14 protein-coding genes, 2 pseudogenes and 1 CRISPR repeat array (1 of these 17 running past the window's edge) are annotated in these 20039 nt (G+C 47.9%); of the genes and pseudogenes, 7 read left to right on the top strand and 9 right to left on the bottom strand.

Annotated elements, in window-relative coordinates:
- A CRISPR array of direct repeats spans positions 1-710; the repeat unit is 36 nt; unit sequence GTTCCAACCCCTACCGGTAAGGATATGCCTCTCGGC; it reaches 484 nt to the left of the window's first position.
- 152 nt (positions 711-862) lie between these two features.
- From D5085_00925 to D5085_00915, 3 genes are read right to left on the bottom strand one after another with little or no spacing between them, the layout of a single operon-like run.
- Complete coding sequence (locus D5085_00925) at positions 863-2287, bottom strand: hypothetical protein (protein ID QEP41833.1); 1425 nt, start codon at positions 2285-2287, stop codon at positions 863-865.
- 3 nt (positions 2288-2290) lie between these two features.
- The gene (locus D5085_00920; GenBank protein ID QEP41832.1) at positions 2291-3241 is read right to left on the bottom strand and encodes a hypothetical protein; all 951 of its coding nucleotides are present in this window, start codon (positions 3239-3241) and stop codon (positions 2291-2293) included.
- On the bottom strand, positions 3234-9068 hold the full coding sequence (locus tag D5085_00915) for a hypothetical protein (GenBank protein QEP41831.1): 5835 nt from the start codon (positions 9066-9068) through the stop codon (positions 3234-3236). The genes D5085_00920 and D5085_00915 overlap by 8 nt, the downstream gene beginning before the upstream one ends.
- Positions 9069-9495: 427 nt before the next feature.
- On the opposite strand from D5085_00915, the gene D5085_00910 reads away from it, so the two are divergent.
- Positions 9496-9912 carry a hypothetical protein gene (locus tag D5085_00910; GenBank protein QEP41830.1) on the top strand — a complete coding sequence of 139 codons (417 nt, stop codon included), beginning with the start codon at positions 9496-9498 and terminating at the stop codon, positions 9910-9912.
- A gap of 83 nt (positions 9913-9995) precedes the next feature.
- Here the strand turns inward: D5085_00910 and D5085_00905 are convergent, their stop codons facing one another.
- Positions 9996-10601 carry a cell filamentation protein Fic gene (locus D5085_00905; protein ID QEP41829.1) on the bottom strand — a complete coding sequence of 202 codons (606 nt, stop codon included), beginning with the start codon at positions 10599-10601 and terminating at the stop codon, positions 9996-9998.
- Positions 10602-10651: 50 nt separating this feature from the next.
- Positions 10652-11331 (bottom strand): annotated as a pseudogene (locus D5085_00900) (AAA family ATPase).
- Positions 11332-11754: 423 nt separating this feature from the next.
- Between D5085_00900 and D5085_00895 the strand changes: the two are divergent.
- The gene (locus tag D5085_00895) at positions 11755-13722 is read left to right on the top strand and encodes a DNA ligase (GenBank protein ID QEP41828.1); all 1968 of its coding nucleotides are present in this window, start codon (positions 11755-11757) and stop codon (positions 13720-13722) included.
- Between the two features lie 211 nt (positions 13723-13933).
- Here the strand turns inward: D5085_00895 and D5085_00890 are convergent.
- Positions 13934-14101 (bottom strand): annotated as a pseudogene (locus D5085_00890) (hypothetical protein).
- A 381-nt stretch (positions 14102-14482) separates the two neighbouring features.
- Between D5085_00890 and D5085_00885 the strand changes: the two are divergent.
- The 5 genes from D5085_00885 to D5085_00865 are packed head-to-tail and all read left to right on the top strand — an operon-like array spanning position 14483 to position 18423.
- Positions 14483-15619, top strand: a complete 1137-nt coding sequence (locus D5085_00885; protein QEP41827.1) for a TIGR02584 family CRISPR-associated protein — start codon at positions 14483-14485, stop codon at positions 15617-15619.
- A 34-nt stretch (positions 15620-15653) separates the two neighbouring features.
- Complete coding sequence (locus D5085_00880) at positions 15654-16766, top strand: hypothetical protein (protein QEP41826.1); 1113 nt, start codon at positions 15654-15656, stop codon at positions 16764-16766.
- Positions 16767-16822: 56 nt separating this feature from the next.
- Positions 16823-17476 carry a type III-B CRISPR module RAMP protein Cmr1 gene (gene cmr1 / locus D5085_00875; protein ID QEP41825.1) on the top strand — a complete coding sequence of 218 codons (654 nt, stop codon included), beginning with the start codon at positions 16823-16825 and terminating at the stop codon, positions 17474-17476.
- Between the two features lie 33 nt (positions 17477-17509).
- A complete protein-coding gene (locus tag D5085_00870; GenBank protein QEP41824.1) occupies positions 17510-18007 on the top strand; it encodes a transposase family protein in 498 nt (165 codons plus the stop codon).
- An 8-nt stretch (positions 18008-18015) separates the two neighbouring features.
- Positions 18016-18423 carry a hypothetical protein gene (locus D5085_00865; protein ID QEP41823.1) on the top strand — a complete coding sequence of 136 codons (408 nt, stop codon included), beginning with the start codon at positions 18016-18018 and terminating at the stop codon, positions 18421-18423.
- Positions 18424-18692: 269 nt separating this feature from the next.
- On the opposite strand, the gene D5085_00860 is transcribed toward D5085_00865, so the two are convergent.
- Genes D5085_00860 through D5085_00850 form a run of 3 tightly spaced genes read right to left on the bottom strand, consistent with a single transcriptional unit; the run spans position 18693 to position 20028 of the window.
- Positions 18693-19100, bottom strand: coding sequence for a hypothetical protein (locus tag D5085_00860; GenBank protein QEP41822.1), 408 nt, complete (start codon positions 19098-19100; stop codon positions 18693-18695).
- An 8-nt stretch (positions 19101-19108) separates the two neighbouring features.
- The gene (locus tag D5085_00855) at positions 19109-19606 is read right to left on the bottom strand and encodes a transposase family protein (GenBank protein QEP41821.1); all 498 of its coding nucleotides are present in this window, start codon (positions 19604-19606) and stop codon (positions 19109-19111) included.
- A 44-nt stretch (positions 19607-19650) separates the two neighbouring features.
- Complete coding sequence (locus D5085_00850) at positions 19651-20028, bottom strand: DUF4433 domain-containing protein (protein ID QEP41820.1); 378 nt, start codon at positions 20026-20028, stop codon at positions 19651-19653.
- Between the last annotated feature and the right edge of the window lie 11 nt (positions 20029-20039).

Below are 20039 nucleotides of genomic sequence, written 5' to 3'. Positions count from 1 at the left end.
ACCGGTAAGGATATGCCTCTCGGCGATGTCTACGGACAAAGTTGGGTTTGGCGAAAAGGTTCCAACCCCTACCGGTAAGGATATGCCTCTCGGCTATATTGGGAATGCCGATTAGCTGTTCTATTGAGTTCCAACCCCTACCGGTAAGGATATGCCTCTCGGCAATCACATGAGGATGAATTTATGTCCGAACCAGTTCCAACCCCTACCGGTAAGGATATGCCTCTCGGCAGTTTAAACTCGTTATCAAGCGAGGCTAATACAGTTCCAACCCCTACCGGTAAGGATATGCCTCTCGGCGGGTGCCGAGAACTATTTATCTAAAGGATTGTTCCAACCCCTACCGGTAAGGATATGCCTCTCGGCCATAGCCAGTACGCTATGGTTGGTCAAAATAGAAGGTTCCAACCCCTACCGGTAAGGATATGCCTCTCGGCCCATTAATCCAGAGTCAATGGACTTTCATTGTGTTCCAACCCCTACCGGTAAGGATATGCCTCTCGGCGGGTGCCGAGAACTATTTATCTAAAGGATTGTTCCAACCCCTACCGGTAAGGATATGCCTCTCGGCCATAGCCAGTACGCTATGGTTGGTCAAAATAGAAGGTTCCAACCCCTACCGGTAAGGATATGCCTCTCGGCCCATTAATCCAGAGTCAATGGACTTTCATTGTGTTCCAACCCCTACCGGTAAGGATATGCCTCTCGGCCCCTACCCCTGAAAGCGCCCTTTGCGCTCAACAAGTTACGGAACAAAAATTCAGAACCTCCCCGATTTTCAGCCAAATCGACTGAGAATAGCGGGGGGTTCTGAATCGAGGTTAATTTTAGCCTCTTTTGCGACACAGGTTCCACTGCTTTTTTACGCCTTTGATGGGGAACTATGCTCGATGTCCTGTTTAAGGATAACGGCCTGTTGTCGTTGAATGGCTCGTTGACACCCCTGCATCAGCAGGCGGCGTAGTTGACGAAAGTTGCCCTGCTGGTAGTCAACCTGTTGCAGGTAGCTCACAGCACCTGTGGTGATAGCGTTAACCGCTTGGTTAGGGTTGACCGAGTCGAGTTGTAGCAGTGCATCAATAATTGGCGGTAGATCATCGCGCCTGTCATTTAATCCCGGCAGACGAATAACGGTATCAAAGCGCTGAAATAGATCGTGACGAAAACGGGGTTTATCGTTAACCTCTGTGCTTTCATCGTTAATGGCCCACTCATCAATCGGCTTATTGGTGGCGGCGACTAACAGTACCGGACAGAATATCCCCTCGCCATACCAGCCGCGTGGCTTGACCTGATAATCGTCCATAAACGCTAATAGCTTCGCTTGCAGGGCAGGGGAGGCCTCGCCAATTTCGTCCATAAAGATCACCCCACCAATATGGTTTAGCAGCAGTCCCATATCGCCCTCATCGCGTCCACCGGTATAACTGCCACTGCGGTAGCCAAACAGATCATACTCCAGCCGCTCTTCAGCCCCGAGATAGTCGGGAATCACCACCCGACTGTAGGGGCGATAAAGTGATTCTCTGGGTTTGGCCGAAGTGCGGCGGCGCAGATAGTGGGTAACGAAGGATTTGCCTGCGCCCGATGGCCCCATGACCAGCACTTTGGGCAGCCCTTCCGGTTGGACTTGGGCAAAAGTGCGGTTAATTGTGGCTTTGCTTTCGCTATTGAGTGCTTTTGCTATTTCAGCATAGAGTTTGGACTCTTCTGTCTTACAATTTTTATCGAGCAGATATTTCAATGCTTCATGGACTTTTTTGCGCCGCTCTCCGACAGCTCCGCCAATCTGTAGCCGAAACCGGCGTTTAATGGTATCGAGCTGATCCAGTAGTTGTGTGAGTTGGGTGGAATTGCCGACCATGAAGTGGGTGGTGGCATCTTTCGGATCAATCGCCACTAATGAGCCGACCTGTTGCAGATCAGCCGTTTCACTCGACCACGCATCGGGAAACAGCCAATCATTAAGTTGCCGCTTTAACCAGACTACCCACCCCTCATTCGGTTCAGCGATAGGGAGCTGCAGATGGCGAAACAGGGCGCTCTGCTCAATCGCAGTGGAGCGGTTTTGTAGCAGTTGCGTGCTATCGGGTTTGTCGCCAGTGGCGTAGAGGATAGCCCAGCGTTGGCAGGTGTCGTCTTTTTTCTGTTTTAACCATTCGGAGAGCTCATCCCCGGCAGGAATAGCGATAAAACCAATACCCTCCTGGGTGGATAACTCAGTTGCTGCATCCTGTAGTGAGTGGTCATCCCACTCCCCAAAGATACGAAGCGCTTCTTTTGCCATGGTTTACTCCGGTTCGCTCAATTTTTGTAAGTAGGTTGTGATTGACGCCAGATTAACACCGTTACCGATATTTTTTAATAGATCGGTCAATACAGCGTAGCGAATCCCCTGTTTTTCTGTCGCAATTTGAAACCAGTCAAATGATCTCTTCTTAAAGGTACCATAGGCATTAAGCACTTCTGCGATCCAGGCATGGCTATAGTCAGCACTTTCAAGCCAAATCGTCAGAGGAAGTGCCATCTGCTGTGGCCAGATGAGGTAGCTATGATTGAAAATCCGGGTTAAATCGGTGTTGAGATTTTTAAGATCAGACTTTTTCGGTTCCGTTTTGTCGGGTAATAGGTCTAACTTAGTGATGAGCCCCTCTTTAGTGACAATCGATTCGGTTTTTATCTCTTTATGATACGCTCCTTGTAACCGGGCATAGTGTTCCGCAGTCGGTTCGCGTAGATAGTCTTGTCCATGCTGCTCCAGCCAGGAGGCCGTCGTCGTTAAGATACGCTCAACGGTGCGTCGGGCTGTCCCTTGGGGCGTTGGGTTACTTAACCAGTCAGGTTGACGAAAGCGGCACTGCATGGTGCCATTGTATTCAACTACCTCCAACCAGTAACTCTGCTCTGGCTCAATGACCATAGCGTTAATATGGGACGAAGGCGGGGAGAAGGCGTCCACGGCTCGATTAGGTTTATCGCTATCTGCCGGCTCTTCAGGTCGCGTTTCATCAGGGTCATACTCTATATCTAATAAGAGATCGCTATCGGGCAGTTCGGCATATGGCAGTTCATCTTGCCACGACTCTTGCCGCAGTTCGGCCGCCTGACTGAGCTGATCGCGTGCCTGGCTGGCGTGTTGGCCTTGGGTTGCGGCTCGTTTATTGTCCAGATATTGGCGTTGTTCCTGAGTGGTGTAGCGTTTTTGGCTTTGGGTTTTATCCCGGCTATATTGGTTAGCCACGGTCTCTCTCCCAGTGTGCGGTCAGTAGTTGGAGTAGTGGGGATTCAGCTAATGGCTGACTAAGATCGGTCTCAACATTGGCAAACTGCTGCGGGTAGCCGACCAGTAACTGATCGAGTCTCAGGTATTGACTCTGCCACCCCAGTGCCAGAGCGATAAGCTGAAGATGGCGTCGATCGAGTTTTTGATAGGCGCTGATGTCGCTAAGTTCGGTTACAAAATCGTCGGGCTTAAGCTCACCTTGACGGGCTCTGAGAATAATCTGCTGTACCCCTGCCAGAGAGATCGCCTTTTTACCGGTATGAAAGCTCTGCATCGACAGCTGCGTGCCGCGTTCGCCAAACGATTGGGCGGCGATGAGTCCTGCCGGATAGGGGTAGTGCGGCGGCGAGCCGTTAAGCGGTTCGCCATAGCAGTGGCGGCAGATAGCGCGGCGCTGTTGTTGGCTATGCAGTTGGCAGGTTAATAGTGATCGCTCTGAAACCTGACCACAATCCTCATCGACCACGGTCCAACCCCAAGCTGCCAAAACCAGTTGACGGGTAAGGTAACCGGCCTGTGGGGTGCCGAGCTTTTTATCAATCATCGAGGAGCGGCCATTGAACGCACCCCAAAACTGCTCATCTGCATCGACTCCGCTGACCAGTGTGCTGGCGTGTTCAAATCGGGCGGCATGGCGATCAAAACCGATGATGCCGCCATCTAACTCGCCGCGCGCTATCAGAACCTGACGGGTCTGTTCCGCACCCCCCCGAGCGCCACTGTGGGCAAGCAGAGCAAAACCGAGCGCGGAATCGGTTTGCCATTGGGTTGCAAGCTGGCGAACCGCGTCATTGACTCTGCGATTCAGTGCGCTATTAGGTTCGGCCGACTCTATCGGCTTTGGCTCCTGCTCTGGTTCAGGTGGTTGTGCCCATTTAAGGTAGTCGATACTGAAATCAAAAGGCGGTAGGTTTTGAGCGAGTTGAGATAGCTCCAGATAGCCGAACGAGACCCCATAGCGCGTTGCAAGCTCCATGCAGTTGCGCATTAGTGCGGGAATAACCTGGCCGGCTTCGGTTTGATGTGTTTTGCAGAGATGGTTGATGAGCTTTGCGCCCACTTTTTTATCCCAATGGGTTGCAGCTAGAAGTTCTTGGCAGCAGGGCTCTGGCAGTAGCGTTTTTATCGCCTGCCGACTTGATCTCTTCTCACCCGCCAGATAGAAACCCAACACAAAGTCCTGACTGAATCCGGCCAGCGGTTGACCATCCGCTACCGAGAGCAGGTTATGGGGCGCGAGTGGTGAGAGTAGATGTTTTGCCTGCTGTTGTTCGGCTTCAGTTAGTGGCAGATGCAGACTCATCTCATCGCCATCAAAGTCGGCACCAAAACCGCTACAGACCAGCGGGTGGATGCGCAAAACGGCACCATCGTCTATCGGCAAACATTTAGGTCGAAATGCCATCATGCTATAGCGGTGTAGTGAAGGGGCACGATTCAGCAGCAGATGGAGATCAGGATGGGCTTCAAGATAGCTGGCAATGATGGTGATTTCATCGGGGTGAATATCGCGTGGCAGGTGGCTACGGGCTCCCATTTTTTGCCAATGCTGCGCCGATTTAACCTTATCGGGCAGATCGGGTTGTAGTGGCAGAACAAACCACTGTGCAATCTGTTTACCTAGTAGTACCGCCAGTGCGTTGGGCGACACGCCACACTCATCCCACGCCATCGTCGGGTCGGGCACAATCACAAATCGGCCAGAGAGATCGACCCGCCGCCCTAAACCGTGGCGGCGTAACAGGCCAAATTTGCCTTTTAAGCGCTCTAATAGCCCTTTAACCGGTTTGGAACCTTTACGACCATCGCGCAGCGTTTTGAGCCCCCAATAGAGATCGGCTGTGAGGGTTGCTGATAATACCGGTTTTTCGATATAGCCCGATTCAAGTGTGTGGGGTTGTGCTGCGGCGATAAGTAGTGTGGCGCTTGTCGGGTCGCTTAACCCTTGGAGAGCAGTCGTGACACATTCGTCCCACAGTGAGGAGGGGATGAGTTTATCAGCATCGTTTTTTGCTTTAAGTAGTTGTAGATAGGCACTATCGAGCCCTTCGGGGCGAGGTAGATAGCCGAGTTGTTCGACTTTTTGTTGCAGTTGCCGCTGTTGCTGTGAGCTCATGCGGTAGCGTGGTGGCAGTACCGGAACCACGATTTTTGGGGTTAGTTCAATGAGACCCACTTGTGTGCCGCTTTCGCCAAAAATAGCGGGGTCGTAGAGACCGCCACTGACCGGATTTAAGGTTGTTTGATGGTCGGTTTGGGCGCTTATATCGGGCGTTGCGGAACCGTGCAGTCGGCGTGGGCAGCGGATTTCGGCACGCTTAATATCGGTTGTGCTGAAGGTAGGGCTGTTTTTGCCTTGACCCCTTTGCCAGTTAAGTTTCAGTCCGACACTCTCATCGTTGTATGACACAGTGCCATTGAGGGTGAATTGATTGGGCGATTTACCCGGTTTACGGGTCAGTTCCAGAGTGAACGCTTTATCCTCGGCATAGAGCGTGACCGCTTGTTCGGCGAATGGGTTATCTCCAACGCGGTTTAAACAGGCATCGAGCTCATGCAGCTCTAGTTGGTGCCAATGCGTAGCATGGTGCTGCAACCACCCCTCAAGTGTCAGTTGCAGTTTGCCGCGTTCGGTGACACTAATCCCCTGAGTGAGAGCTAGATGATAGTCACAACCGGATCTGCTACAGCGAAAGGAGCCGCTAAATGAGCCCTTTTTGTTCAACTCAAGGGTAGCTGCGTTGATGATTTTTGGGGTGGTTTGCCAATCTGTGGCGCTTTTCGGACGATAGTGTAAGGTGTTATGTGCCAGCTCAAGCAAAAAACCGGGGATAAGCGATGGTTGCAGCGCCTGCCGCTGTTTCGCTGTTTTAGGCTCCGGCCAGTTAGGTAGTGCGGCAAGGTGATCACAAATCGCTTGCCAGCTCTGTTGAGTGGGATCGCTTTTATCGGTCAATATCGCCTGAAGCAGGTGGTCGGCCTGATGGGCCGCCAGTGCCCAAATCTCCATTTCACCGATGCGCTGGCCGCCACCGTGGCGTTTGCCACCATAGGGTTGACCGGTAGTGGTATCGTAGTGGGAGTCGTTTAGTTTGGGCTGACCGCGAACATGGCTTTTGAGCAGCGGTGACTGCTTCAGGCGCATAAAAAATTGCCAGCCGACCACAACGCCCAATTCGGTGGTGGTGCCATCGCTTAGCTGTAACGGAATCCGTCCATGCTCATCAAAAGCCGGATGCTGTTGAAACCGTTGTTGCATTGCTTGTCGTTCCATTTCGGTAAGTTGGATACCGACTTCGGTGACAATCGGAGTCTCTCCTAACGCATTAGCAAGTGTCAGTTGGGTCTCAATCAATTGGCCGAGATTCATGCGGGAAATCACCCCGTTGGGGTTCAGTACCAAATCAACGGCTCTGCCCCGCAGCGATGGTGGAAGCTTAGGATCATCCGGCAGGCGCGGCATCTGCTCGGTGGGCACAAAGCGGGTCATCACCCCTTTATTGCCGTGTCGTGCCATCAGTTTATCGCCGATTGTCAACGGTAGTCGGCGCTCGCTCTCCCAGCTCAAATAGCCGCCGCAGCCTGTATGGCGTGGTGGCGTGTAGTGACACTTTAACAGCGTGACCGGATGCGTTAGGGCGAGGCGCAGAGGGGCTGTGGTGCCGCTGCTACAATGGCGAAACCAGCCGATAATGGCACCCTCTTTGCCTTCCGGATAGAGCTCGCTGCCCACTTGCCGTAGTCCGTTATCAAAATCTTTTCTGGGGGTTAAATCCGGTTCCCAACCCGGTTGAATATAGTGGCCGGCAGTCTGGCGATCACTGAGCCAGGTGAAGTCACCACTCTCGCGCAAACTTTGGTTAGCAACCATGCCATCTTCAAAGTTCCAGCCATCAAATGGCATATAAGCGACCAGCAGGTTGCGCCCATCGGCTAGAGCGTGTTCGCTATCAATCAAGCCGAGTCGATGTAGTGGTTTTAACCGTGTGATCCATTCGGCTTCGTTACCGGTCGTCAGCAGGGGAGGCTCAGGCTGTTTGAGTGTCACCGCCTGTTTCATGTTTTTGGCGCCCATCATCACCCGAGGTGCATCATTGTGAGCGCTAAACGGTACCAGTTGTGCTGCATGACCGATGGCATTATGGCCGTCGGGTGCCGGGGTGAGTCTGCCTTCAACATCAACGCTTGTGCCGGCACTTAGGTAGAGATTAAGGCCGATTCGTTTCGATTCGGGGGTCTCAAACGGACAGATGAGGTTGCGAAAACTAGGGTGATTTTGGCGAAACTGCCCGGGGAGTTGTTCAAGTACATGGCCGGGCCAAGGGTATCGTGTGAGTTGATTCAGACGAGAGAGGGCATCGACACCGTTGAGTGGATCAAACGGCAAGATAAAGCGGGGTTCACTCTGGCTCAGGCGTTGAAACTGGAGTCGGGATTGGAGTGAATAGAGCAATTTAGGTGCAATCAGTCGCTGCCACTGTTCGACATCTATCGGGGTGATCTGATCGTCGCTCTGTTGTAGTAGATAGTCAGTGAGTTGGTCGAGAATATAACGCGGGTAGTGGTTAATGCATTGGTGTGCCAGATCATCTTCATCGTGCCAATGGTCGCTAATCAGAGCAGGATCGACGACGGCTTCACTCTCTTTAAGTTCGCTATCTTTAGGTAAGAAGCGATTAAAGTACTCAATGAGCTGCTCCCGACTCCAGCACTGCTGCTGTTTAAAGTGGTTAATGTGGTTTTGGTTGAGGTTAGAGTCCCATTGCGGTGGTAGCGTGAACTTTTTTTCAGCTAGATCGGTCGCGGTTATAGCGTTTTTAGGTAGCGGCCACGGCAGGGTTACGGTCGTGCCCTGTGGCAAAGAGATGACGATTTTACGCTGGGCAATGGTTTGACCGTCACCTTGCCACCGTTGTAGTGCCCAAATACCGGGACGAAGGCGCAGGGTCGGGAGCCAGTGATAAAAGTCGGGTGATGAGGCGCTACTCTCGCGCATAAACAGTCCCGCTTCGGGGTAGGGCAGTGTCAAACAGAGCGGTTCTGACTCTCCGTAATAGAGGTTAAGGTTCATCATTAAGGTGCGGTTATAACGCAGTGCCTGTGCTACTTCACCGGGCTCAGGGAGTAAAAATTCGGCAGTGAGCGCCTGCTCAGACACGGTAAACCAGTTTCGTAAGTGACACTCAATCGCGCAGGCCAGCTCTGCCCACTGCTGCTGAGACGAAGTGTGGATAAGCTGCTGCTTAAAAAAGTAGCGTATAAAGGGGTTATAGGGTTGAGTTAGCCGGAGCTGGTTTAGCTGTTCCATAGTGAGCGGCTCTGCCCCCGGTAGTGATCGATCGAGTTTGTCGCAATGCAGAGAGTGTTCAGCTAACCACTCTAGCCGGGCAATAATATCGTTAAAGCTCTCAATGCAGAGCTCAAAAAAGTAGCATTCAGCGATGCGTTCTCGCCCCATACGCAGCGAGTAAAACGGAAAACGGTGAACCCGATCTGGCCATAACGGTATCAGCTCATTCCGTAACCTATCTATAGAAGTGGCGAGCTGTGGGGCGGTGTCTGTATCTAAATGCCACTTAGACTCCAGCTCACGGTTACCAATCTCTTCCATGAACTCTCGAAGCGCTGTCTCGGCGGCACGCTCACCCTCTTCAATATGGCCACCAAAAAAATTAATCCCCCTCAGGTGGCAATTTCCCTGTAGCCAATAGCGCTTGGCGGATGCATGAGTGTCGGTGATGACAATGAAGCTAAGTCGGGAGATGTCCCGTTGGTTTAGAGTCATAGACAATTTCTCCCGGTGATGGGCCGTAGCGCCGCTTTTCCCTTTTTAATTCAGTGTTCCTGAGACAGGATGGTACCACTTCATCACTCTTAAAAAAAGAGTGCGCAATGTCTGCTCAATCAATCCGTAAACCGGCCAAAATCACGAGGTCGGGGTCTCCCTTCGTGCTCATTTGTCTTAGGTTAGTTCTTATGACTCCACCACAGCAGACAGAGGCTTTTTGGTAGCTAGCGGGTAAGGTCGCTAAAAAGGTGCTGCCACCCGACACCCGATCTGACTTAAAGCGGCGTGAAAGCAGTAGGCGTGATGATTTGGAGGATAACTATGGCTATAATCGGCACCCTAATCACCTAGATGGGGTAGCTTCTCAGGCATATACCCAACGAAAACGACTCTAAACGGTGGTAGCTTGAACTGAACTAAGGAGATGCGGTTGCTGGAAAAATTGATGACTGAGCTCCCCCGCCATGCTGAAGAGGGGAGCTATGCGACGGAGGTAAGCTGTTCAACTTTGCAACGGGCGCTTCAACAACAGAACGACATGCCTCAAGTGGCTGCGGCAAAACTGGCGCTACTGCAACAGCTGCTCCTATCTTTAATAAATAGTGCTGTATCACCAAGCCAGGTTGCCATACAAGATGAGTCGGGCAGAGCGATAAGTGACCAGTGTGGTGGGATTTCGGTCTGTGAGCTGCACCGTTTTGAATTTACAGGCGATACGGTCTCCAGCGAAGCGCAGCGCTGGATCCGCTTCTTGGCCTTGTTCATCTCTTCGTCAGCTCCCCTCCACCCCCTTCCCACTGGGAGAGGCGGAGAGGAAAGGCGAGAGAATCATGCCTCATGAGGGTGACGAGACGATGAACAAGGCCGAAACACTTTGCCTAGTAATGCTTTGATTCAAGACCTGATCCCGTTCAATCCGCATCCCTATAGCTCCTCCATCTTGAATTCGCTATAGCCTTCGTAGTAATAGCTCACATCAATGCCTTTCATAAACAGGGCGCGGTCGTCGGTTCGATCGGAGAGGGCTTGCTTGAGTAGACTCTTGATTTCAAGGTCTTTAACGGGGCTGCGCTGCATGGCGGAAAGGTATTCCTCTTTATCCACTAAATTCCAGTCGATAACCTGTTTGATTTCTGCTTTGAGTATGATATCCAACCAGATGCGAGTGGCGCGGCCATTGCCTTCGCGAAAGGGGTGGGCGATGTTCATCTCGACATATTTTTCGATGATTTCATTAAATGTGCTTTGTGGCATAGCGTCGATATGCTTCAGCGAGGCTTCAAGGTACATCAGCGGCGCAAAACGGAAATCGCCTTTAGCGATATTCACATCGCGAATTTTTCCGGCGAAAGGGTAAATGTCTTCAAATAGATAGGCATGGATAAACGCTAACCCAGCATAGGTGCCGACCTCAACCATGGCGATATCGCCCGAATCAAAAAGCCGCTTCGCTTTTTGTTTGCTGATTTTTTCTTCGGCCTTAGCGAGTTCTATCTGTTCGCTAATACCCAATTTGTTTTCTAAAATCATTCAGCACCCCTTTCTATTTCGAAAACAATCGCATCAATGTCTGCCCTGAGCCGATAGCGCTTAACGGACTCATCGCTCACAAGTGATAGCTGCGCAGGAATGCTATTAAACACCGATTCAATCAGTGTAGCATCGATCTTGCCTGCATACTTACCAAAGTCGCGGCGATAACCTTCCACTAAATCGGCATGGATTTTAGTGACTCTTGCAACGCGCTCTAAAATGCTTGAATCTTTAAACCAATACCAAGCAGAAACGGCTTTCGGCATACCACCGGTAAAAAAGTAGTCTGTTAGTTTATCTATCAATTTAGTGTGTATTGCCGGTGTGCTTGCCTAGGCTTCAAACGCTTTGATCAGTGCTTGCTTATTTGATGCGTAAATAAACTCTTGCAAGGCGCTTTTTCAGCAAAATACTTTAGTGAGGTAACGGCGCGTTCACATTCGCCAATTTCATCTAATATCAGCAGATCGGTTTCTAGGTTGAACGCCTGATTGATCAAAAGCTCAATATTCATTAATAGCTCATCAGGTGACAGTAAGCCATTGAACGCTTCTTTGTAGGCTGGATTTTCAAGAAGGTCGATTCGAAGAACATTGGCAAAGGCGTTAGCAAACAACTCTTGCAGCAGATATGTTTTACCCGTTTGCCTTGCGCCATCAATCAATAATGGCTTGCGCACAGGTTGGTTTTTCCATGCCATTAGGGTGTTGAGTAAGTTGCGTTGCACTGTCATTTTCCGTCAATTAAGGTTGTTAATTGGCCTATACTATAACCTACTTTGCACTTTTATGCGCATAAAAGTGAAAGAGACGGGGTCAGGTCTCGAATGGTGGCTTGGGCCTTGTTCATCGATTCGTCAGGCTTGGCTGTCATAGGAGCTCCAACGAGCCTAAGCTCAGAATGGAAATCATTTTCTCAACGGGGGAATGGCGTATTCCCGTCACCAGTATCAGTCGCAGTGTATGGTTGCCGTTGACGAAGCGATGAACAAGGCCGATAATTGGCCTTGGCTACCCTGACCAACGGGCTGACGAAACGATGAACAAGGCCCACTTATCAGCCAATAGTAAATAAATCATCAGTCATAATTTATAGTCCAGTATGCCAAAAGTTTGGATTATAAATTTTTATATATTATTAAAAAGTTATTATGTCCAAAATGATATTAAACTCTGAACAGCAGCATATTTTAGAACGCTGCGGATTAGTGGCTGCTGAACAGCTAACAGCGGCAGAGTTAGTCGCGATAGCCGCAGGAGAGCCTGAGGCGACAAGCTTAAGTGATGAGGCGTTACTCGCCTTTTTAGAGCTAACTAACGCCCTCTACCGCGCCGGTTATCCGTTAATTACGGATAATGACTATGATGCGATATTTTTGGCCGAATTACAGCGGCGCTATCCTGATCATCCGTGGTTACAACAGGTGGAAGCTGAGCCGGAGATAGCCGATACCAAAACGGTTGAGCTGCCGCAGCGGATGCTTTCGACCGAAAAGGCCTATAGTTGGGAGGAGATCGAGCGCTGGTTAAAACGGCTACAGAAAGCGGCGCTTCGGTTAGGGCTCGAACCGGAGCAGTTAGAGCTAAAAATGACCCCGAAACTGGATGGTTTTGCCGCCTTTGATGATGGTGAACGGCTCTATACCCGTGGTGACGGGCGCCGAGGCAGCGATATTAGCCGCGTATTGCAGCGCGGGTTACAGATTGGCGGGGATGGTGAACGCGGCGGGGGCGCTGGTGAAATTGTGGTCAGCCGTAGCTATTTTGCCCGCCATCTGGCCGACCATTTTGATAACAGCCGTAACTTTCAGGCGGCGATTTTAGCTGAAAAGCGCGAAGATGAGCGGGTGCAGCAGGCGATCGATGCCGGCGCGGCTCTGTTTATGCCGTTTGCCCGGCTACCTGCCTGGTATGGTACTGTCGCGCAGCTAGAGTCACAGTTTGCACAGCAGGTGGAGCAGATTCGTAGCAGTGTCGATTTTGATGTCGATGGCGTGGTGCTTGAGGCGCTGGATGAGCCGTTAAAACAGGCGATGGGGGCGACTCGTCACCACCACCGTTGGCAAATTGCTTTTAAAAATAATCACGAGTCGGCTGAAGTGACGGTGGTGGCTGTGGTGCCGCAGACCTCCCGCTCCGGTCGGGTTAATCCGGTAGCTGAATTAGAACCGACTCGATTAAGTGGTGCCACCATTAGCCGCGCTACGGTACACCACTATAGTATGGTGAAACAGCTCGGAATTGGCGCCGGGGCGATTATTGAGCTGGTGCGTAGCGGCTTAGTGATTCCGAAAATTGAGCGGGTGGTGCAGCCGGCCACAGCCGATATTCCAGCCCAATGCCCTAGTTGTGAGCACCCTTTAGTGTGGGATGGCGACTATCTGCTCTGTCCGAATCGTATCGACTGCCCGGCGCAGATGACTCATACCTTGGAGCACTTTTTTCGCCAACTCGGTAATGTGGATGGTTTTGGAACTAAAACGATGACTAAGCTCTATCAGCACGGCATACGGCGGGTCGATGAAATTTATCGGCTCCGGCACGAGCAGCTGACAGAGATGGGCTTTGGTGATAAAACAGCCGCGAATCTGTTAGCACAGCTACAGCGCAGCCGTACCGAACCTTTGGCCGATTGGCGCTTTTTAGCTGCTTTTGGGGTGATGCGGCTTGGGCCGGGGAATTGTGAAAAGCTGCTACAGCAGGTTAAGTTGGAGGATATTTTTACCCTAACTGAAGCGCAGTTAAGTGATATAGAGGGGTTTGCCGAGATAACTGCTGCGGCCATTTGTGAAGGGTTAGCGGCAGTAGAGGCGGAGTTTAACCAGCTCTATCAGTTAGGTTTTAACCTGATTACGACGCCACAGCAGACAGCGGCTAACGCGGCGCTGCCGCTGGCCGGTAAAATAGTCGTTTTTAGTGGCACCATGCAGCACGGTAGCCGTGAGGAGATGAAGCTGCAGGCTAAAGCACTCGGAGCTAAAGTAGCTACTAGCGTCACGGGGAAGACCGACTATTTAGTGGTGGGGGAGAAGGTGGGCGAAACTAAACTCAATAGTGCGCGGCAGAAGGGGGTAGAGGTATTGACTGAGGCGGAGTATGGGGTGCGTTTTGGGTTGTAGGAGGCGCTGGAGCAAGGATGGTATATTTTGCCGCGCTGCTGCCCGAGCGCTACCCCCTTGATGGCGCTGTGGCAGCAAAAGGTTTGGAAAAGTCTATCGCACGGTGAAAAAATGGGCTGCTGCTTGAGTCGCCATCTTTTGTGTTGTGCCACAGCCTTGTGAACTCTATGTATGAAACCTTCTCCGTGTGATAGGGGATTAAGACAAGAATTCATGTTTTATCCGTGATGGAAAACCTAGAGTGATGTAGTATTATTTGCATAATAGCTGAGACTGTTAATCTATTAGGTTGATTAAGGGTCAAAGCACAGGGAATGTCACCATGATTAATGACCGCCCTAGCAAAAATCTTAATTGCTTAGGATGGACTTAAGCCCACCTCCTCGCATTTCGGTTTTCATAAAGCCTCCAAATGCCAGCAAATGTTAAACAGTATCATACAAATGATAGCGTCATGACTGTGAAACGACAGGCCATTATTGATGCTCTCGTAATGACTGTTTTTAAGCATAAAATGAAATAATCCCCACAACCTTGTCAAGGGTAGCCCCGATCGCTGCGAGGTGGTAGGATAGGTGCGTTGATTTTAAAAGTTATTCGTACCTATTCAGACTAAATCAGGGAGTTACGCGATGTCCTATATTAAAATACCTATGGCAGAGCCCGATAATGCGAGCTTTGATCCTACTTGCTGCTTGTTGCCGGCTCCGGGTAGCGTTACAGGACGGCTAGATTAACTAAGCTTAAGACAAGAGTAATTATGTCACCAGAACCGAATCAAAACTACACTCGCCGCATTCTGCTGGCCGTTAGTGGCCTATCGCCCCAAATTGTCACAGAAACGCTGTACGGTTTAGCGATTAATCGCGACAAACCCTTTATCCCTACCGAGATACACCTAATCACCACTGAAGAGGGAGCGCATCGCGCAAGACTGAATTTACTGCATCAACAGGATGGCTATTTCCATCGGCTGTGTCAGGAGTACGAGCTACCATCAATTACATTTGGTGAATCAGAGATCCATACGATTAGTGATGGAGCAGCGCTACTTAGCGATATTCGCACCGAAACAGATAATGAAATAGCGGCTGACACCATTACAGCGATCGTTCGTCAACTATGTAACGATCCGAAGAGCGCTATTCACGCCTCTATTGCCGGTGGCAGAAAGACGATGGGCTACTATTTGGGCTATGCCATGTCGCTATTCGGGCGCACTCAGGATCGTTTAAGTCATGTTCTGGTGCAGGAGCACTATGAGAGCCATAAGGAGTTTTTCTACCCCACACTACATAGTCGGGTAATACACACTCGTGATAATCGTCCTCTGGACACCAAAGATGCGACCGTGATGCTTGCCGATATCCCCTTTTTAAGATTACGGGAGGATATTCCAGAGTCGCTATTATTAGGAGAGAGTGGTTTTGCTGAAATTGTAAACCGAACCACCCGACAGCAGCAGCAGGAGCCCCATCTTTATTTAGATCAAAAGAGAGAGCTCTATGCGAATGAGGAGCGACTGGATCTCCCCCCCATTGATATGGCTTTCTATCTTTGGGTCATTATGATGTCAGACAGAGAGGGGGACTTGGTTAAACCGCATGAACTGGAACCGGAACAGGCTTATAGCGAATCATTTGTGCCTATATATCGCTGGATTTATGGTGATATGGATAGCACAGAACGCACCGAAAAATCATTACAACAGGGGATGAGCCAAAATTTCTTTAGTGAAAGAGTGGCCCGGATTAATAAACGGTTAAGGGAGCAGTTAGGCAAAAAAGTAGCCGATAGTGGTTATATTATTTTTATGGCCGGAAAACGAGGTTCGGGTCAATATCGTGCCAAAATTGACTTGTCACAGTGTCGTGGATTTGACAATGTACCACTTTGACCAATTCTATGTTTAAAATTTGGGGTAAAAACTGATGTCATTACACTATATTCTCTCTCCTTGCGGAACATCATCATTGAGTAATTTGGTAAAAAACGGCGACCAGAAACGACTCATTTTTTATCATGCGAATGCTAAAAATTTAGCTGACATTCCCCCTGAATCACAGATCATATTGCAGCAGCTGATAGCTGAAGCTAGAGAACGCTTGAATCAGGCGGATATTACCGAAGCACGCCGCGCCTCGGCTGAGTTAAACGGTATTTTAGGCTGCTATGAGGGCGAAATTCCCCGGCGTAACGATATCCATCTGCTGCTAAGTACCGATACTTGGATAGGCGAACAGACCGCACTGCTAGTGCAGGAGTGGTTGCAGCGCCAGGGTAGCGATCTGGTGGTTGATGTCTATCGCCACTCTGGGCTGCAGACGGCACGCCTAGATGAGTTCCAGATATCACTCTCCGATTTAGTGAAAAAATTTGCAGAGGAGTTACCCGCCTATCAACAGTCGGGTTATAGGGTTATCTTTAATCTGACCGGTGGCTTTAAAGGGGTACAGGGCTTTTTGCAGAGCATGGCTAATTTCTATGCCGATGAGACGGTCTATATTTTTGAAACCGGTGATCTGCTGCGTATTCCGCGCTTACCGATCAAACTAGATGCAACAGAGATTATCGAGCAGAACCTGACGCTGTTTCGCCGCTTAGGCAACGATCTTGCCGTCACGCGCCAGGAGCTCGATGGACTCATTCCCGATACCCTGCTGTTTGAGGTCGAGGGGGAGTTAGCGCTATCGGCCTGGGGTGAGCTATTGTGGCGAGAGGCTAAAAACGAACTTTACCGAGCGGCCATCTATCCTTCGCCGGACAGCAAAGTGATCTATGGTGAGCGCTGGCAACCATCGGTGAGCAAACTCCCAGCAGAGCGGTGCAAGCAGGTTAATGAGCGTATCGACCAGTTGGTTAAGCACCTTTATCAGGAGAGTTATAACCCGGCGTCGCTCGATTTTAAACAGTTAAAAGGCAAATCGATGTTGCCTTCAACCCATGAGATGGATGGCTGGGCGGATGGCGATGCGCGGCGTATTTATGGCCATTTTGAAGGCGGTGTGTTTGTGTTGGATAGATTGGATAAGGCGTTGCATTAAAATTGTTTAAAAAGGAGCTAAAATGAGAGCGCTAAATAATCATAGGAGAGTTGTTTATGGATTGTGTTGAAGCAAAATTTTCTATTGTGACACCGATGTTTATTGGTGATGGCGATAGTCATACTAGTTCACCACAACTGCGTCCACCCTCAATTAAAGGGGCTTTGCGTTTTTGGTGGCGGGCTTTGCGTTGGTACTCACTGATAGAATATTTTGGTGATGATAGTGAAGCTGCATTAAAAGAACTGCATTCTCAGGAGGCCACTCTATTTGGCAGTGCTGCCGATCCTAATGATGCCCGTAAAGGGCAGTCGAAAGTTTATCTGAAGCTGTCAGAGCAATCAAAAACGGGAGGAACGATTAGTGATTGGCCCCAAAACAATGATGGTGGTTCAGGTTATATTGGCTATGGCCTAGATAGGACCCAAGAGTCAAGTCATCGTTATGCTATTAAACAGGGTGAATTTACCTTACAGCTGATTTTAAAAAATAGTGTTGACGAAGAGCAGCTTCAGCAACTAAAAGATGCTTTAAAGTTATGGGGTATGGTTGGCGGCTTAGGTAGTCGTTCCCGGCGTGGTTTTGGCTCAGTAGCCATTCAAATGCTGAATGGTGAATCTTGTTGCTTTGCGGATGAAAATGCGTACACAACAGCGTTATCCCAACTTATTAAAGTTGTTTCCCAATCAAACCATATAGTTTATAATTAATTTTTTTAAACAATTTTTTGAAAGGTTTTAATGATGAAATTTAGCACATCAGAGTTAAATACTGATAGAGGTTGGGCTGCTGCTACTGGCATAAAGAAAAAGCAGTTTTACTTAATTTTGGAAACTTTCGAAAAAAGCCACTCTAGTATTATCGAATCGAAATTACTTAAAAATACGATTGAAATTGGTGATGAATTCTGTATCAAAAACACAGAGGAACTTTTATTTTTTACGCTGTTCAGTTTAAAGAGTGGATTAACTTATGATAACTTGGGTTTTGTGGCTGGAATATCATCATCTTATGCGCACAAAATTCAAGCATTTGGTCTCTCTGTTTTGGAGCACGCATTAAATGAGTTAGAATGTATGCCAATTAGAAAATTTAAGGATCCCACTGAATTTAAAGAGTTTTTTGAGAAAAATAATATCGAAAACATACTCATAGACGCAACCGAGCAACCGAAACAAAGACCATCAGAATATGATAGACAAAAAGAACATTTTTCAGGTAAAAAAAAAGGCATACAGTAAAGGCTTTAGTGATTGCAACCTCTGGAAGAAATATCCCATATATAAGTATGCCATATGCAGGTAGTGTACATGATTTTTCAATGATGAAGCAAGAATTTGATCCGATGGAAAACTGGTTTGAAAATATGAATGCAAATGTTGATTTAGGGTTTCTTGGTATTGAGTCTGTTTATGATTTTAACTCAATAAAAATTCCACATAAAAAACCTAAAAATGGCTCATTGACAGATGAGCAAAAAGCAGAAAATAAAATGGTTGGTTCTGAGAGGATTTTCGTTGAACATAGCATTGGTGGGCTAAAACGTTTTAGAGCTTTAGCTGATAGATTAAGAACTCATTCCGTCAAGTTATATAGCAAAATACTAGGAATATGCGCTGGAATCTGGAATTTCTCTCTCGCTAACCCATTGATTTAAAAAAAGAAACATGTCTATTCAACCGAGAATGGAAGCAGTTAAGTCACTTCCTCCGTTCACGACATTTAGTCAATATACTCGTGCGGCACAGTGCGGCACAGATAGTGATTATAAAAGTCTGCTTGACTCTGTGGGAATAGCATACAAGCAGTTTCGTTCTGGTTTAGGAAGCGGTATGGGTAAAGTCCCACTTGGACTACCCTTAGCAAGATTTGATGAAAATAATCGCAGAGGTTCACCGCTCTTCTACCATAGACATGTTTCTTTTTTTAAATCAATGGGTTAGCGAGAGAGAAATTCCAGATTCCAGCGCATATTCCTAGTATTTTGCTATATAACTTGACGGAATGAGTTCTTAATCTATCAGCTAAAGCTCTAAAACGTTTTAGCCCACCAATGCTATGTTCAACGAAAATCCTCTCAGAACCAACCATTTTATTTTCTGCTTTTTGCTCATCTGTCAATGAGCCATTTTTAGGTTTTTTATGTGGAATTTTTATTGAGTTAAAATCATAAACAGACTCAATACCAAGAAACCCTAAATCAACATTTGCATTCATATTTTCAAACCAGTTTTCCATCGGATCAAATTCTTGCTTCATCATTGAAAAATCATGTACACTACCTGCATATGGCATACTTATATATGGGATATTTCTTCCAGAGGTTGCAATCACTAAAGCCTTTACTGTATGCCTTTTTTTTTACCTGAAAAATGTTCTTTTTGTCTATCATATTCTGATGGTCTTTGTTTCGGTTGCTCGGTTGCGTCTATGAGTATGTTTTCGATATTATTTTTCTCAAAAAACTCTTTAAATTCAGTGGGATCCTTAAATTTTCTAATTGGCATACATTCTAACTCATTTAATGCGTGCTCCAAAACAGAGAGACCAAATGCTTGAATTTTGTGCGCATAAGATGATGATATTCCAGCCACAAAACCCAAGTTATCATAAGTTAATCCACTCTTTAAACTGAACAGCGTAAAAAATAAAAGTTCCTCTGTGTTTTTGATACAGAATTCATCACCAATTTCAATCGTATTTTTAAGTAATTTCGATTCGATAATACTAGAGTGGCTTTTTTCGAAAGTTTCCAAAATTAAGTAAAACTGCTTTTTCTTTATGCCAGTAGCAGCAGCCCAACCTCTATCAGTATTTAACTCTGATGTGCTAAATTTCATCATTAAAACCTTTCAAAAAATTGTTTAAAAAAATTAATTATAAACTATATGGTTTGATTGGGAAACAACTTTAATGTATCTAAGTCATATATATGTTTGGGTTTTATTTTCAACACGCACCAATTAATTGTCATATCATTAGCTGTTTTACTCATGAATTTAGAGAATAAAAAAGTATTTGGCGATGAAATTGATAAGTTAATATATCTCTTGTCATCGTATCTAACATCGTCCGTGAATTGCACATAATCAAGGATATCATACTGTTCAATATCCAATCTCTCCAATACTGAACTACTCATTAATTGTTTTTGCTCAAGAATACTGTAAAGATTTAAAGTTGGAGTAAAATGAACTAAATATTCAATTTCTCTCTCTTTGATTTCCTTTACAAAATCATTAAATTTGTTTTTTAACGCCATATTCTTATAAC

It is taken from the genome of Ectothiorhodospiraceae bacterium BW-2 (assembly GCA_008375315.1).
Taxonomy (GTDB): domain Bacteria; phylum Pseudomonadota; class Gammaproteobacteria; order Thiohalomonadales; family Thiohalomonadaceae; genus BW-2.
This window is presented reverse-complemented; position numbering and strand designations above follow the sequence as displayed.